The sequence below is a fragment of the Pseudoalteromonas sp. MB47 genome (assembly GCF_011319765.1).
GTDB lineage: Bacteria > Pseudomonadota > Gammaproteobacteria > Enterobacterales > Alteromonadaceae > Pseudoalteromonas > Pseudoalteromonas simplex.
Window position 1 is genome coordinate 253,506 of the sequence record NZ_VFBD01000020.1, and the last position, 15,815, is coordinate 269,320.

Here is a 15,815-nt window from a genome sequence, read left to right on the forward strand (position 1 = left end):
CTTTAGGGGGTAAAAACAAAACGTCAATCTTGTTCGAACCAATAACTTTCCTGCTCTCGCGCAAATTCTAAGCGATATTTATCTTCGTAAAATTTTATGCGTATATGGCCATACTTTGCCGTCGATAACTGCTGTATATGGTGTTGGTTATAACGATTTACAACCTCTGGGTGAGGAAAGTGCCATTGCCCTTGGTAAGCAGATGAATGGATAACTACTTCAGGATTTACTGCATCTATAAATTCATAACTGGAAGAGGTATTACTGCCATGATGGGGGCTTATTAAAATAGTCGCTCGTAAATCCACCTCCTCTTCAATAAGTTTAGCTTCTGCCGCTGCTGATATATCTCCAGTTAGTAAAAGTGAATAATTAAAACCTGTTACTTTTAATAAGCAAGACTGGTCATTGCGACTCGCTTTTTCTACCTTTGCTGTAAAACTTCTGATATTGAGCTCAGCAAGTTTGAGGTTGGTTGTTTTGCACTTATTTAACAGTCCCTGAGGATGAAAAGTAGCTAAAGTGTGTTGATAGCCAGCCACTTTCCAACTTGCTAAACCACCAGAGTGGTCGTTATCTAAGTGGCTTACTATGGTGGCAATCACAGATAGCTGCTGTTTATTGATGTTGTTAAGTAATACGCGGTGTACATAATCATAACGGCCAAAATACTGTGGGCCTAAATCATAAATTATCGCTTTATTTTTGCTGCTTACCATCACCATTAAGCCATGCCCGACATCAAACACATCCATCCGAAAATTAGCTTCTGGCTGTAATTCACTATCAACGGCATATATACAAACAGGAATTAAACACACATATTTATTAGGGCTAAAGTACAACAGCAGAAGTGTTATGTAACTGATGATCAATAATGAGAAATTAAACTCATTGAACGACAACCAACGCCAGTCATTAGGGATAGAAAGCAATAGTTGATAACTAAAATACAGGGCACTGTCGATCAGTGATAACAGACCTGAAATATCCAGTAGGCTAGAAATCAGACTATAAAAAATCAACAAAGGCAATAACAGCACACCAACCAAGGGCACAGCAATAAGGTTAATCAATAAACCTATCACGCTAGTACCTGAAAAGTAATATAAGGATAGCGGTAGTAAACCAACAAATAAAGCGCATTGAACTTGCAGTAGCTGTACAAATCGCTTTAAAAAACTAAGTGACAAATTAATTGTTTTTTTAGTCAGTAGAAAGATGATCGTAACGGCCAAAAAACTGAAATAGAGCCCAGGATTCAACAGCGTAAATGGGTCTATAAACAACACCACACTCAAGGCGTACAAAATTGAACGCCAACGCACTGGGTTTTTTCCTAAGTTATAGATTACAAGGTAGCAGCCTAACATTAGCAGCGCCCGGCTTGCAGAAACTATAAAATCACTTAAGTAAACATAAACGAGCGAGCAACTGAACCCTATTACAACAAATAGCTTATTTAATTGAATTGATTGGCTTACACGAAAGTGACTCACTCTTAACAGCCACTTACTACTATAAAAACCGACTGCGAAGATAAGTCCGATATGAAGACCCGAAATAGCAAGTAGATGAGACAATCCTAATTCACGCAAGTGCTTTTTATCTTCATAACCTATTTTACTTTTATCACCGGTTAAAAGTGCATAATAAAGCCATTGTAATCGTGTGTTTGCCGTAATTTTATCAATATAAGTGCGGTAACTCACACGCAGGGAGTCATATTGATGATGATTTAAATAGCTTATCTCTCCTACGCTTCGGCCTTTATAAAATACTCGCTCAAGTAATGCTTGCCGTTCTCTATTAAAACTGTAGAAATTTTTTACTGACCGATAAGGTTTAAGTTTGAGTACTGCGCTTAATTCATCTCCACTAGTAACAGGTTTATCTGAAGTAATGCTGAGCATTGCATTAGGAGCAGGTCGGATGCTTGTAGGGCAAGATTCAATATGTTTCAGACTTGCTTTAATGTAGTAAGGGCTTTGTTCACTGTATGTTTCAACTACCTCAAATCGAACTAATCGGCTTTGTTGATAATCGATTTCGCAGTCAGAGATTGAGTAAAAGATGAAGTAATGAAAAATCACTACCAAAATAGCGCAAATAAACCCTGACAATAGAGTTAAAAAAGGCTTAAAATAGGCACCTGCTAGCAATACAGCAAAACTCATTATATAAAACGCCGCAGTGTCAAATGTATATAGGGTGAAAAAACAGCCTATGACAAAGCCGCTGCATAACCAAATAGATGTAAATGGTTGCTTTAAATGGCTAAGAAAACGATCCAACGCTTTTTACCTGATCATAACAAGGTAAAAGAACACAAGTATTTAAGAATTTTTGGTCGTTTATTGCATGATGCCAATTTATGGCACTTAAATAGACGCTCAGCACGCGGTGCATTTGCTGTTGGTTTATTTTTTGCGTTCATCCCTGTTCCTTTTCAAATGGTTCTTGCAGCCGCCCTGGCTATTCCATTTCGAGTAAATTTACCGATTTCTGTTGCAACCGTGTGGATCACGAACCCACTAACCATGCCTCCTATTTTCTATTGTTCATATATTGTAGGCACAATTGCCCTTGCTCAGCCACAACAGCACTTCCAATTTGAACCAAGCTGGCAATGGTTTATAGATAGCCTTACAACAATTGGCCCAGCCTTTTTAGTTGGCTCACTTATTTGTGCTACTGCTGCTGCTATCATCGGTTATTTTGCTACCGACATGCTTTGGAAACGCTCAGTCCGAAAAGCATGGATACATCGCCATAAAAAATAACTGATTTCAGTATAGACAAAAAACCCAGCTTAAAGCTGGGTTTTTTAATATTGATTAGTAAGTCTCGATTACGAAACGATTACTTTTTAAAGAAGCGACGTGCAGCTGCAAATGGTAATAGCAATAAAGCATACCATGGGAAGCTTGCTGATTGACGCTCGTATTGTTCAATCTCTTCTGCAGGACACTCTTCAACACTGCCATCAATTGGTGTTAACTTAACAGCCACTGCGACACTTTCATATTCGATATTGCCATTAACATCGACTACAACGTTACCGAATGAATCTGTCTTTTCAACAGTTTTAGTCGCAACACCGAAGATTTCATTATTGTTGTTAATTGATTTCGCTTCAGCAACCGTGTATTTAAAGCGAGTCTCACCATCTTCTTCATAACAAGGTAATAAATCGTTTAAGTTAACAACTGAATCTTCACCAATGGTGTACATGAAACCTTCACGACGACGCGTAGAAGTATTATAAATATCTGTTTCACCCTCACCAACAACAATACCATTATCATTAATATCGTTAGCTAATGAGCTTGAGCTTGAGAAGTAATCCGTTGGGAAAACAACACTGTCGCTATTTTTATCATAGTAAAAGAACTTAGTTCTATTCGTACCATCAATACGTTTAGTTGCATAACCGACTACAACATCATCATTGTTAACAGCTAATGGCTGACCTGAAATCCAATCGTCCTCTTGGTCGATAAACTCTTTCACTTCACCATTTTCGAAAATAACAGGCATACTAATACGTGTGCTATTACTCTTGTAACGCACATCAGACGTACCAACCACTAAACCATTTTCGTTTATCGCAAGTGCGTTACTACGGAACGCGAAATCTTCATCATCTTCAGGCGTTAAACCTAAGCCATACATTTCTGTATTGGTGATGTTTAGATTACTGTCTAATGTCCACTTAACAGCTCGTTTATTATAAATACCCGTTGAATAAGTACGGTTGTACGCTTCAACACAGTCTGAAACTGGTTCATCTTCGCCATCACAGTTATCAGTAATATCATCCAGTGGATCAACCGCAATATCAGTAGAGACAGTGCCTACAACTTCATAGCCATTTGCTGTTTTGATAATGTCATTTGCTGAGCTAACACCACCGTACTCATCAAACTCTGGTGCAAGTTCTACTTTTACACCGTCTTCGGTGATAACAATTGCACGGCTAATGAAGTCTCTTAAAAAGTGGGTTTCTTCTTCGTCTTCATCTGTTTGTGTGAATGATGTTTTTTCGTAAGGTGCGCTTCCCCAACCAACCATAACACCGTCATCTGTTACAGCATTTAGTAAGTTAGAAGTTGAACGTGTTAAGCCATCAAAATCAAGTGACTGTTCATCAAACAAAACTTGCTCTGAAGCACCTTCAGATGTGTAAAGCGTTGCAATTGCACTTGATAGTTTTTGATATTCAGAGTCAGTTGAGCGACCAGTTAAAAAACTAACCATAAATGAATGTGCATCTGCATTGGTATTTACCGCATCGTTGCTAGCAATATCGTCAAGTGTGAATGTAATTTCTTTATCAATGAGTTCGTATTGCGCTTCAGCAGTATCATAAGCTGATTCAAGATAGCTATCATCTGTGAAATCAATATATGAAATATCAATAGGTAGCTTATAAAGACCGTTTGCTAAGCCTATGATGTGACCGTTTTCACTAACATCTGTTACGTAGTTAAATTTAGCGCCATCAACGCCACCTAATTCTTCTAATTTATAGGTTGCGCTCATCGCTGAGGTACTTAGGGTGGCTAAAATACTGGCAGCGAGTAATTTGTATTTCATTTTAATCCTTACTACTGATTCTTTAAATCTTCGAGTTCTTCCCAGCGCTCAAAAGCGACTTCAAGCTCAGACTCTAACTCGGCTAAATGGTTCAATGCTTCTGTTGTAATTGCAGCATCTTGCTTAAAAAAGTCAGGGTCATTAACCACAACTTGCTGAGCGTCTAACGCTTTTTCAAGTTGTTCCACTTTACTGGGTAATTCTTCTAATTCAAGTTTTAATTTGTAAGAGAGTTTATTACTTTTCTTTGGTGTTTTATCTTGGCTAACAACGGCCGGCTTTTCTTGCTTAATTTGTTGCTGTTGTTGTTTTTCTTGCTCAGCTAAATGAGCGGCATACGCTTCATAGTCGCTATAACCACCAACAATGTCGGTTATCTTGCCGTTACCTTCAAATGCCCATACAGAATTACAGGTATTATCAATAAATTCACGGTCATGGCTTACAATCAGCACGGTGCCCTGATATTGGTTGATGATCTCTTCTAAGAGCTCTAAAGTTTCAATATCGAGGTCATTGGTTGGCTCATCGAGAACAATAATGTTAGATGGCTTTAAAAATAACTTTGCTAATAATAAGCGGTTTTTCTCACCACCTGATAGCGCTTTTACTGGCGTACGCGCTCTTGCCGGTGGAAATAAGAAGTCTTGTAAGTAACCAAGCACATGACGTGAGCGCCCGCCCATCATCACTTCTTGCTTACCTTCAGCTACGTTATCTTGTACTGTGGCTTCTTCATCGAGCTTTTGACGATACTGATCAAAATAAGCAAACTCTAAATTAACACCTTGCTTAACACTGCCGCTATCTGGTGTTAAGTCACCAAATAAAATTTTAAGCAGTGTTGTTTTGCCAATACCATTGGGTCCGACAAGGCCAACACGATCGCCACGCATAACAAGGGTCGAGAAATCCTTCGCGATCACTTTATCTTTAAATGCATGACAGATGTTTTTCGCTTCGAATACTAATTTACCTGAACGCTCCGCTGTTTCAATATTGAAATCGGTTTTACCGACCTGATCAACACGCTGCTTACGCTCTTTACGTAACTCTTTTAAAGCGCGCACACGGCCTTCATTACGCGTTCTACGTGCTTTAATACCTTGGCGGATCCACGCTTCTTCTTCTGCTAAGCGTTTATCAAATAGTGCGTTTTGTGTTTCTTCTACTTTTAAATCATGCGCTTTTTGTTCAAGGTACGTCGCGTAATCGCCAGGGTACGAAACCAGCTTACCACGGTCTAAGTCAAGAATACGGGTTGCAACTGCTCGAATGAATGCACGGTCGTGAGAAATAAAAACGATACCGCCTTTAAACTCTTTTAAAAACTGCTCAAGCCAAATAACACTACTCATATCTAAGTGGTTGGTAGGCTCATCAAGTAGCAGTAAATCGGGTTCACTAACCAAGGCTCGTGCAAGGGCAACTTTACGTAGCCAACCACCCGATAATGATTCAAGCTTGGCTTCTGGATCTAGCTCTAAGCGAGATAAAACGAGCTGAATACGGGTATCAAAACGCCAGCCATCAACGGTTTCTAATTGATTAGATAAACGCTCTAATTTGTTAAGCAATTTATCGTTATAGTCAGTTTGCATTTGATTACTAACTTGGTGATATTCTATCAGTAAGTTAGCGATGTCAGGCATACCCTGCGCTACATAATCAAATACTGAGCCTTCCGCCCCTTTTGGTGGATCTTGCTCTAAACGTGAAATGCGAATACCGCCTAATTGGTTGATTTCACCATCATCCAATGTCACTTGGCCATCAAGCACTTTTAATAGTGTTGATTTACCTGCACCGTTTCGACCAACGATACAAACACGCTCACCTGACTCAATAACGGCATCGGCATCATCTAGTAGTGGATGCGTACCATAAGCGAGTTGAGCTTTGGCTATTCTGATTAAATCCATCGTGATTACTACTCTTATTCTTTATTATCAGCAATAAATTGCGCTAATTGCTCAGCATCAAAAGGCCAAAATAATTTCTCGCCTTGATGAGATTCCACAACCGGAATACTGGTTTGGTAAAGTTCAATCAGCTGTTCACTGTCCATAATGTCTTTTGCTACAAACGAAGCGTTTGCAGCAATTAATAATTCATCGGCCATTTCACACAGATGACAGCCATCAGTGTGGTACAGGGTAAAATTAGCCATGAGTAATAAGCCAGCTATTATGAATTTGCTTATTACGTTTAAAATCTGGTGATAAAGTCTTGTCAGAAATGTTTTCTGCTTTTAAACCCAGCCCCATTAGTCCTACTTCATCCATGTTAAAGCCACGCTTATTGTTTGAGAATATAAGCGTACCGTTCGGGCTTAAAATCTTCTTAACCCAGGTAAGAAGTTTGATGTGGTCGCGCTGAACATCAAACGCATCTTTCATACGTTTTGAGTTTGAGAACGTCGGTGGATCTAAGAAAATTAAATCATATTGGCCTTGTGCATACTCAAGCCACTTCAAGCAATCTGCTTGCTCAAAACGATAGCGTGTATTACTGATATCATTCAGGGCAAAGTTTTCTTGCGCCCACTTTAAGTAGGTTTTTGACATATCAACGGTGGTAATGGCTTTAGCACCACCCACAGCAGCATGCACAGATGCACTGCCCGTATAAGCAAACAAGTTTAAGAAACGTTTACCTTGTGCGTTTTGTTGGATATAACGACGAGCTAAACGGTGATCTAAGAACAAACCAGTGTCTAGATAATCAAATAGATTAACTTTGAATTTAGCGCCAAACTCTTCAACGACTTGCGTACGATTTTGTTTTGCTACCTTGGTATATTGTTCTTCACCTTTTTGTTTTTTACGAACTTTAACTGCGATATTTTCTGGTGCGATATTTAACTGCTCTGCAGTCAGGCTGATCACATCTTGCAAACGTTTTTGAGCCGTATTATCGTCGATTTCTTTCGGTGCAGCATATTCAAAAATAACCGCTGAATCATCGTATACATCAACAGCTACGTTATATTCTGGAATATCCGCATCATAAACACGGTAGCAGCTCACTTCATTTTGCTTTAACCAGTTCTTTAAATTTTGCTTATTTTTCTTTAAACGGTTTGCAAAGGCGGTTGAACCTTCAAAGTTAAGAGCTGGCTTATCTTCTTTGCTAAGTTCTACTTGTTTATCGTCTAGTTGGTAAAGATTTAATACAACATCTAACGGGCCATTTTTAAACTTATAGCGTTTTAACTTAACTAACTTTAATAACTTAAATAAGCTTTCGTCAGTGCCAAGTAAAGCAAGTTTCCAATGATTAAAGTGCTTTTTGAAGCCAACACCTAAGCTACGGTGTAAGTTAACCAGCTCAGCCATTGAGCCTAAACGTTCACCATAAGGTAAGTTTGAAATCACCACACCAGGTAGTTTCGCAACGGAGGTTAACTTAGTGGCATCGCTTTGTTTAAACTTAATCACATTAGCAAGGTCTGCACGCTCTGCGTTTTCTTGCGCTTTTGCAATCACACTTCCGTCAATATCATGGCCAATAAGCCAAAGTTTAGGATCTGTAATTTGTGCAGTTAGTTCTGCTTTTAATTCTTTGTACTTTTGAATACGGAAACTAGGCAGGCGCTCAAAGGCAAAACCTTCACGGAATAAGCCCGGTGCTTCATTGCGAGCCATGCTTGCGGCTTCAATTAAAATGGTACCCGAACCACAACATGGATCGAATAAAGGTTGTTGCACGTTTTCAAGCCAACCACTTCTTTTTACAAGAGCAGCAGCTAAATGCTCCTTAATCGGCGCTTTACCTTGATCTTGACGATAACCACGCTCAGATAAACGCGGGCCAGAATAATCGATATAAAGCGCAACACCTTGACGGTTCAATCTTGCTACAACTCGAACGTTGGCATTGTATTTATCAACATCTGGACGTTGTTCGAATAAATCCGCGAAGTAATCAACAATCGCATCTTTTACAACTAGACCTGAAAATTGCGTATTTTTTAAATCGTTATTTGTACCACTAAAATCAACAGCAAAGGTTTGCTTAGGGCCAAACCACTCCTGCCAAGGCTGTAAGCGTGCAAATTGATAAAGGCTGTCTTTGTCTTTTACGCCTTCTTTTTCTTCTATCAGCATCATGATACGAGTCGCAAAACGGCTCGATAAACAAATCTTTTGTGCTAATAAGCTATCTGCTTCAAAACGTACAGAGCCCACGGTTTGTTTTGAGACTTCGGCACCGAGTGCTGTAAGCTCATCAACAAGTAAATTTTCTATTCCGATAGAAGTAAGTGCGATAAATTGCAAAGTAAAAACCCTTAAATGCTAATTGCGCAGGATTATAGCATAGCTTGGCGAACAAAAACGCCAACATTTGCAGGGATATTAGCTGGATTTTTACTTAGCCCACTAGGTTACAAATCTCGCGCCGCGATTAAATCGCCCCTAGAGTGAACAAATTTTAATTCACAAAGGTCAACACGCCCTAGGCTGATTTGAACTGTTTTTGTTGAATATAAACAGGATGGATACGGTTATTTAAAACCTTAATAGCTTCAAACTGTTCAAGAGAAAGGTTTTCGTCTAATTGAAAGTGTTGGCTTAGGTTAATACACACTGAGGCTTCGCTCGAGTGGTCAACAATTAAAAACTCACCTTCTTGTGCCTGCGAGCACAATTTAACCACTGCTTCAACACTTGGCTGGCTGCCATGATACTCATGAAAGAACCAACTTTTTGCAAGTACAGGCTTTAAATGAAATTTGACCGCAGTGGCATTTAGCGCGATTTGGCAAAGCTGTGCAGGGTTCCACAGTGAGAATGTTTCGAGGTATTGATAAACTTGCTGATAAAATGCAGCATCTTCAAGGCTAAAGTTTGGCTCTTGTAAAACAGCATCAGTAAGTTGGCGAAGTTTGTAAGGCGTGCACAGTTGCATATCTTGGTCAAGGTCAACCAAAAGACGATTATTTTTCGCACAAGCAAGCCATTTCCATTGCTTAGATGCTTGTAACATGTCTCCTCCCTAACGAATAAATACTGTGCGCTTAATCATAAATTATAACTAAAGCAGATCATTAATAAAATGATTTCTTAGAACATTTTATTAATGATCAATTGCTTAGATAACTGATCCTTATAAGCTATTTAGGATCGTTTTTACCAATTCTGGGCCTTTATAAATGAATCCAGTGTAAACTTGTACAAGGTCTGCACCTGCTGCAAATTTCTCTTTTGCAGAATCCGCATCATCAATACCACCCACACCAATGATAGGTAGTTTACCTTCGGTTAAACGCTTAAGCTCACTAACCACGTGGGTTGAACGCTGACGTACTGGTTGGCCAGATAATCCACCCGCTTCGTTTGCGTATTGTTGACCTTGTACCATCGCGCGCTCAAGCGTGGTATTTGTAGCAATAACACCATCGATCTTATTGTTGATCAATGACTCACTAACTTGGCCAATTTGTACTTCATCAAGATCAGGGGCGATCTTAACTAGCATAGGCACTTGTTTGTTATGTTTAGCAACTAGATCAAGTTGTTCATTCTTTAAGCTTTGCAATAAGTCATCAAGTGCTTCACCATATTGTAAGTCACGAAGACCTGGGGTATTCGGTGAAGAAATATTTACTGTGATGTACGATGCATGCTCAAATACTTTACGCATACAGTGAATGTAATCATCTTTACCCTGCTCGTTAGGTGTATCTTTATTTTTACCAATATTAATACCTAGAATACCGTCATATTTCGCCGCTTTAACATTGTTAACTAGGTTATCAACGCCCTTATTGTTAAAGCCCATGCGGTTAATAATCGCATTTGATTCAGGCAAACGGAAAATTCGCGGTTTATCGTTACCCGCTTGCGGACGTGGTGTAACAGTACCTACTTCTACAAAACCAAAACCCATTTGCGAAAAAGCATCAATACACTCAGCATTTTTATCTAAGCCTGCCGCTAAACCGACTGGGTTTTTAAACTCTAAACCTAGAAAATTGACGGGTTTATTAGGGACAGATTGAGACCACGCAGCACTCAATGGCGTATGAGCAAATCGGCGTAAATTATTAAGTGCAAATTCATGAGCCCACTCCGCATCACGGGTAAACATAAAACGGCGAGCTAGATCATAAAACATGGTTTGTTCCTTAGGTAAAAATAAACAAGGTAACCGTTTATAAACGGACCATTGCAAATTAAGGGCAAAAAAATACCCCAGCGAGCTGGGGTATGTATTTTAACGACTTTTCACTTATTTGGAAGTGTCACAGTTGTGGCTTAACAACATTAGTTCACGAAGTGCCACTGAGAATTTCGCAAAATCATGGCTTTGCGATGTTTTGAACTCAGATAGCATCTGCTTCCAACGTTGTAATAGTAGATCTTGGTTATCCATCCACTCATCAATTTGTGCATCAATGTCTTTGCTGTCTGCAGCAAAGCTATTAAGTACCACAGCTGATAATGTACGTTGTTGCCAATCCAGCTCTTCACGGTAAGAAGCACGAGCAAGTGCTTGCCAGTGGTTCGCAACTGGTTGGTTGGTGATTTGGTCAAGGAACCAATGTAAGCCCATACGCGCACCAAGCTTAAAGTAGGTATTAGAAACCATATCAATACTACGCTCTGAATTGTTAGCAATTTCAGCTAAGTCCATTACAGAGAATAAGCTTGATAGTGACACAATACGTGTTGCAAGTGCTTTTGGTACATTGCTCTCAATTAGCTTATCTGCCGCTTTAACTAGGCGCTCGCTTTCTTTTTCAACCATGTAGCTGTTTAAGTTTTCACTTAAATCAGCAAATGTTGGTGCAAAGAATTCAATTGCTTGCTCAATCGTTTGTGCTTTATTGCGATGACGTAAGAACCAGCGTGTTGCACGACGAACCGTACGACGTAATTGGTATAGCATTTCTGTTTGTACAGCTGCTGGGATCTTATTATCAAGTGCAACAATTGATGACCATGTTTCTGGCATCTGGAACACTTCTTTTGCAATTGAGTAGCAAAGTGCGATTTCAGCTTCGTTAGCACCTGTTTCTTCGTGCATACGAACCATAAAGTTAAGGCCCATATCGTTAACGATGTTGTTTGCAAGTTTCGTTGCGATAATCTCTTTACGAAGTGGGTGGTTATCCATTGCATCGTTAAACTTCTCACGAAGTGGCACTGGGAACGACTTAACTAATAACTGACGGTAGTAAGGGTTTTCAGTGATTTCATCAACCACTAGAGACTCTTTAAGAACCATCTTCGCGTAAGAAACAAGTACAGAAAGCTCTGGACGAGTTAAATCTTTACCCGCTGCTGCGCGCTCTGCAAGCTCTTCATCCGTTGGAATGAACTCGATTGCACGGTTAAGCTTGCCATCTTTTTCAAGGGCATGGATGAAACGTACTTTTTCTTTAAGCGTTGACGTACCTTTTGATTGAGTAATCGATAAGGTATGCGTTTGACGATAACAGTCTTTTAATACTAACTCAGACACTTCATCAGTCATTGAATAAAGTAACTCATCACGCTGTTTACGTGTTAAGTCACCTTCAGCAACTAGGCCATTAAGTAAGATTTTGATGTTTACTTCGTTATCTGAACACGCAACACCACCTACGTTATCGATGAAGTCAGTGTTAACGCGACCGCCTTTAGCCGCAAATTCGATACGACCTAATTGAGTCGCACCTAAGTTACCGCCCTCACCTAAGATCTTCGCACCAAGCTCAGAACCGTTAATACGAAGTGCATCATTCGCGCGGTCACCCACATCAGCATCAGTCTCTTTAGAGTTCTTGATGTAAGTACCGATACCTCCATTCCAAAGTAAATCAAACTCCATCATTAGAGCTGCTTTGATTAACTCGTTAGGTGTCATGCTCGCTTTCTTAGTGCCAAGCATTTTCTTCATTTCTGGGCTTAAGCTAATTGATTTAGCCGCACGAGAGAAAATACCACCACCTTGAGAAATGAGGTCTTTGTTGTAATCTTCCCAAGAAGAACGCGGTAGATTAAATAAACGCTCACGCTCTGGGTAAGATGTCGCTGCATCTGGGTTTGGATCAACAAAGATGTGCATGTGGTTAAACGCTACTTGTAAGCGAATGTGCTTAGAAAGCAACATACCGTTACCAAACACGTCACCCGCCATGTCACCGATTGCCACAACAGTGAAATCAGTTGTTTGACAGTCAATGTCCATTTCACGGAAATGACGCTTAACAGATTCCCACGCACCTTTTGCAGTGATACCCATTTTCTTGTGGTCGTAACCTACTGAGCCACCTGATGCGAATGCATCACCTAGCCAGAAGTTATATTCATTTGCGATGCCGTTAGCGATATCAGAGAAAGTCGCAGTACCCTTATCGGCAGCAACAACTAAATACGGGTCATCTTCATCATGACGAACAACATCAACTGGTGGAACTATCTCACCACGTTCAATGTTATCTGTGATATCTAATAAACCACGGATGAAAATCTTGTAGCACTCTTGGCCTTCTTTGAAGAATGCTTCACGGTCTGTCGGTAGCTGTTTACATACGAAGCCACCTTTCGAACCGACTGGCACGATAACCGTATTTTTAACTTGTTGCGCTTTAACAAGACCCAGTACTTCAGTACGGAAGTCTTCACGACGGTCAGACCAACGTAAACCACCACGAGCAACTTTACCACCACGTAAATGCACACCCTCAACGCGCGGCGAGTATACAAAGATCTCAAACGCAGGCAGTGGTAATGGCATTTCTGGGATCATAGAAGGCTGAACTTTGAATGATACGTATGACTTAAATTGGCCATCCGCTTCTTTTTGGAAGAAGTTCGTTCTAAGAGTTGCATTGATCATATCAACGTATAAACGGATGATACGGTCATCATCTAGGTTTGCTACGTTTTCGAGCTCAAGATTAATTTGTGCAACTAGCTTCTCAAGTGTCTTTTCACTACCTGGGTTCTTAACTGAGAACTTTTTAGTGAATAAGTTAACGATTTGCGATGCAATGTGTGGGTAATTTGCAAATGTGCTTTCGATGTAAGTTTGCGAGAAAGTTACACCAATTTGGCGCATGTATTTAGCGTAGGCACGTAGAATAGACGCTTCACGACCTGTTAAGCCACCCATTAATACTAAACGGTTGAAACCATCGTTTTCTAAACGGTTATTCCACACGTTCGTTAACGCTGCACGGAAACGCGCTGACACTTTATCAAAATCAGCAATGCCCTTGTTGTCAATTAGCATGGTGAAGTCCATGATCCAATTAACTTTACCGTCAGTCGTTTTCACTGAGTAAGGTGTTTCACCAACTACGCGTAAACCAAAGTTTTCTAACATTGGCATAACGTCAGACAGGTGGATTGGCTCATCTTTATGGAATAAGCTTAAACGAACAACATTAGTGTTTGCTTCTTCTTGTGGACGGTAGAACAACATTTCTAGTTTGTTCTCGTCATTCAGAAGTTCTAGCTTTTCAATATCAACAACCGCTGCACTTGGTAAAACCTGATCTTTATACGCACTTGCAAACGCTTGTGCATATTTACGGTTTAATTCTTTACCGCGTGCTTCACCTGCGCTTTCAAGTAGTGCAGATTGGAGTCTATCTTCCCAAGTACGGGCAGCTTCAATTAGGTTGTTTTCGATGTCTTTCACGTTATATTCAATATTATTGTCAGTCACACGCACCGTGTAATGTGTACGGGCTAATGTTGACTCAGAGAAGAAAGTAGTAAATTCGACTTTATCGTCAGAATTAAATGCATTGGCTAAGATACGCTGCGTTTCACGACGTAGTGCTGTGTTATAGCGCTCACGCGGTACATAAACCATGCAAGAGAAGAAACGGCCATATGCGTCTTTACGCACAAAAATACGGCACATATCACGCTCTTGTACTTGTAATACACCCATGGCAACTTCAAGTAGTTCAGCTTCACGTGCTTGCACAAGCTCATCACGTGGATACGTTTCTAAAATATTTAATACCGCTTTGTATGCATGGGTGCCTTTAGCAAAGTCACACATTTCCATAATGCGGTTAATTTTACTTTTCAGTACAGGTACATCAGCGGCGCTGTTGTTGTAAAAGCTTGATGAGAATAAACCAAGGAAGCGGTCTTCACCAATTACATTGCCCTCATCATCAAAACGCTTAATACCTACATAATCGATATAGGCTGGACGATGTACACGAGACACTGAATTTGTTTTCGTTAAAATTAATAGGTTACTGCTACGCGCTTCTTGGCGCGCTACTTCAGGTAACTCAGAAAGTAAGCGGCTATGCTCTTCGTCTGTGTTTTTCATGAGACCAAGGCTGGTACCTTTTTTACCTTTTAACTGGTAATCACCCTGCACTGGCGAAAGTTCATACTCACGGTAACCCATTAGCGTAAAGTTATCTTTAGCTAACCAATCTAAAAACTCTACCGTTTCTGCAACTTCGCTTTCGTTATTGTTATGGTGGCGTTTTGGTAAGTCTTTCGTTACCGCAATAAGCTTTTCACGAATTGGCTGCCAATCTTCTACAGCGATAGATACGTCAACTAACACAGACTCAAGTTCTTTTTTGAAAGACTCAATTACTTTTGCATCTGTTTGACGATCAATCTCGATAAAGAACACAGTTTTTGTCGACGTTGATTCTTGCTCTGCTTTTAAGCTTGAAATACCGGTGATTTTAGCATTTTTATCACGTTGGATTTTCAACGGAGAGTGAAGTAATAAGTGAGAAGCGATGTTTGCGCGGGTCATGGCCATACGCACAGAATCAACGAGGAAAGGCATGTCTTTCGCGATGATTTCAACAATGGTGTGCGATGACTGCCAGCCATCTTTTGCTACTTCAGGATTGAAAACACGGACAACCGCGTCATCAGAATTATTTTTTTCTAGCGAGTTCCATAGGCTTAGTGCAGCGCCATATAAGTCACTATCGTTGCGATGAGCCAAATCCTCTTTAGACATATTGCTGTACAAGGCTTTGGCGAATTTCTCAACGAGTAACACATTATCAGCGTGAACTTTTTTCTGGATCAGCTTACAGACATTATCTAAGATAACCGAGGCTTGCCCTTCATTTCGTGTCATTGTATGTTCCTTAATCTATACTACTTATCGATTAGTAGAATATTTGTACAGCCATTTATTAGCGTGGAGTCAGGTAAATTCTAACTCTTTTACAGCTAATAAACAGCCTTTTCGATGAAATCATTTTAAGCTTTTCAGCTATT

The 15,815-nt window shown here is 40.0% G+C and carries 9 protein-coding genes; 1 reads left to right on the forward strand and 8 read right to left on the reverse strand.

Features of this window, described 5'->3' with window-relative positions; genetic code table 11:
• Window positions 1-23 precede the first annotated feature (23 nt).
• Window positions 24-2,177, reverse strand: a complete 2,154-nt coding sequence (locus tag IMPJCBKJ_RS10750; RefSeq protein WP_166340257.1) for a DNA internalization-related competence protein ComEC/Rec2 — start codon at window positions 2,175-2,177, stop codon at window positions 24-26.
• 96 nt (window positions 2,178-2,273) lie between these two features.
• Here IMPJCBKJ_RS10750 and IMPJCBKJ_RS10755 point away from each other — a divergent pair, with 96 nt between their 5' ends.
• Window positions 2,274-2,783 (forward strand): DUF2062 domain-containing protein, encoded by a 510-nt coding sequence (locus IMPJCBKJ_RS10755; RefSeq protein WP_054551382.1) that lies wholly within the window; start codon window positions 2,274-2,276, stop codon window positions 2,781-2,783.
• Between the two features lie 79 nt (window positions 2,784-2,862).
• On the opposite strand, the gene IMPJCBKJ_RS10760 is transcribed toward IMPJCBKJ_RS10755, so the two are convergent.
• The 7 genes from IMPJCBKJ_RS10760 to IMPJCBKJ_RS10790 form a co-directional block, all read right to left on the reverse strand.
• Window positions 2,863-4,599: a DUF3466 family protein gene (locus IMPJCBKJ_RS10760; RefSeq protein ID WP_166340259.1), complete on the reverse strand. Its 1,737-nt coding sequence runs from the start codon at window positions 4,597-4,599 to the stop codon at window positions 2,863-2,865.
• Window positions 4,600-4,610: 11 nt separating this feature from the next.
• Window positions 4,611-6,521: an ABC transporter ATP-binding protein gene (locus IMPJCBKJ_RS10765; protein WP_166340261.1), complete on the reverse strand. Its 1,911-nt coding sequence runs from the start codon at window positions 6,519-6,521 to the stop codon at window positions 4,611-4,613.
• 14 nt (window positions 6,522-6,535) lie between these two features.
• Window positions 6,536-6,769, reverse strand: a complete 234-nt coding sequence (locus tag IMPJCBKJ_RS10770) for a glutaredoxin family protein (protein WP_054551385.1) — start codon at window positions 6,767-6,769, stop codon at window positions 6,536-6,538.
• Window positions 6,762-8,879, reverse strand: coding sequence for a bifunctional 23S rRNA (guanine(2069)-N(7))-methyltransferase RlmK/23S rRNA (guanine(2445)-N(2))-methyltransferase RlmL (gene rlmKL, locus IMPJCBKJ_RS10775; protein WP_166340263.1), 2,118 nt, complete (start codon window positions 8,877-8,879; stop codon window positions 6,762-6,764). Before rlmKL ends, IMPJCBKJ_RS10770 begins: the two co-directional genes overlap by 8 nt.
• Window positions 8,880-9,057: 178 nt before the next feature.
• Window positions 9,058-9,588 carry a cell division protein ZapC domain-containing protein gene (locus IMPJCBKJ_RS10780; protein WP_138600650.1) on the reverse strand — a complete coding sequence of 177 codons (531 nt, stop codon included), beginning with the start codon at window positions 9,586-9,588 and terminating at the stop codon, window positions 9,058-9,060.
• 120 nt (window positions 9,589-9,708) lie between these two features.
• Complete coding sequence (gene pyrD / locus IMPJCBKJ_RS10785) at window positions 9,709-10,719, reverse strand: quinone-dependent dihydroorotate dehydrogenase (RefSeq protein WP_054561585.1); 1,011 nt, start codon at window positions 10,717-10,719, stop codon at window positions 9,709-9,711.
• Window positions 10,720-10,833: 114 nt separating this feature from the next.
• The gene (locus tag IMPJCBKJ_RS10790) at window positions 10,834-15,672 is read right to left on the reverse strand and encodes an NAD-glutamate dehydrogenase (RefSeq protein ID WP_166340265.1); all 4,839 of its coding nucleotides are present in this window, start codon (window positions 15,670-15,672) and stop codon (window positions 10,834-10,836) included.
• Window positions 15,673-15,815: the final 143 nt, after the last annotated feature.

Coding starts and splice junctions, on each gene's coding strand:
- IMPJCBKJ_RS10750 (WP_166340257.1), bottom strand. CDS start 2,177: ATGAGTTTTGCTGTATTGCTAGCAGGTGCCTATTTTAAGCCTTTTTTA.
- IMPJCBKJ_RS10755 (WP_054551382.1), top strand. CDS start 2,274: ATGGCTAAGAAAACGATCCAACGCTTTTTACCTGATCATAACAAGGTA.
- IMPJCBKJ_RS10760 (WP_166340259.1), bottom strand. CDS start 4,599: ATGAAATACAAATTACTCGCTGCCAGTATTTTAGCCACCCTAAGTACC.
- IMPJCBKJ_RS10765 (WP_166340261.1), bottom strand. CDS start 6,521: ATGGATTTAATCAGAATAGCCAAAGCTCAACTCGCTTATGGTACGCAT.
- IMPJCBKJ_RS10770 (WP_054551385.1), bottom strand. CDS start 6,769: ATGGCTAATTTTACCCTGTACCACACTGATGGCTGTCATCTGTGTGAA.
- IMPJCBKJ_RS10780 (WP_138600650.1), bottom strand. CDS start 9,588: ATGTTACAAGCATCTAAGCAATGGAAATGGCTTGCTTGTGCGAAAAAT.
- pyrD (WP_054561585.1), bottom strand. CDS start 10,719: ATGTTTTATGATCTAGCTCGCCGTTTTATGTTTACCCGTGATGCGGAG.
- IMPJCBKJ_RS10790 (WP_166340265.1), bottom strand. CDS start 15,672: ATGACACGAAATGAAGGGCAAGCCTCGGTTATCTTAGATAATGTCTGT.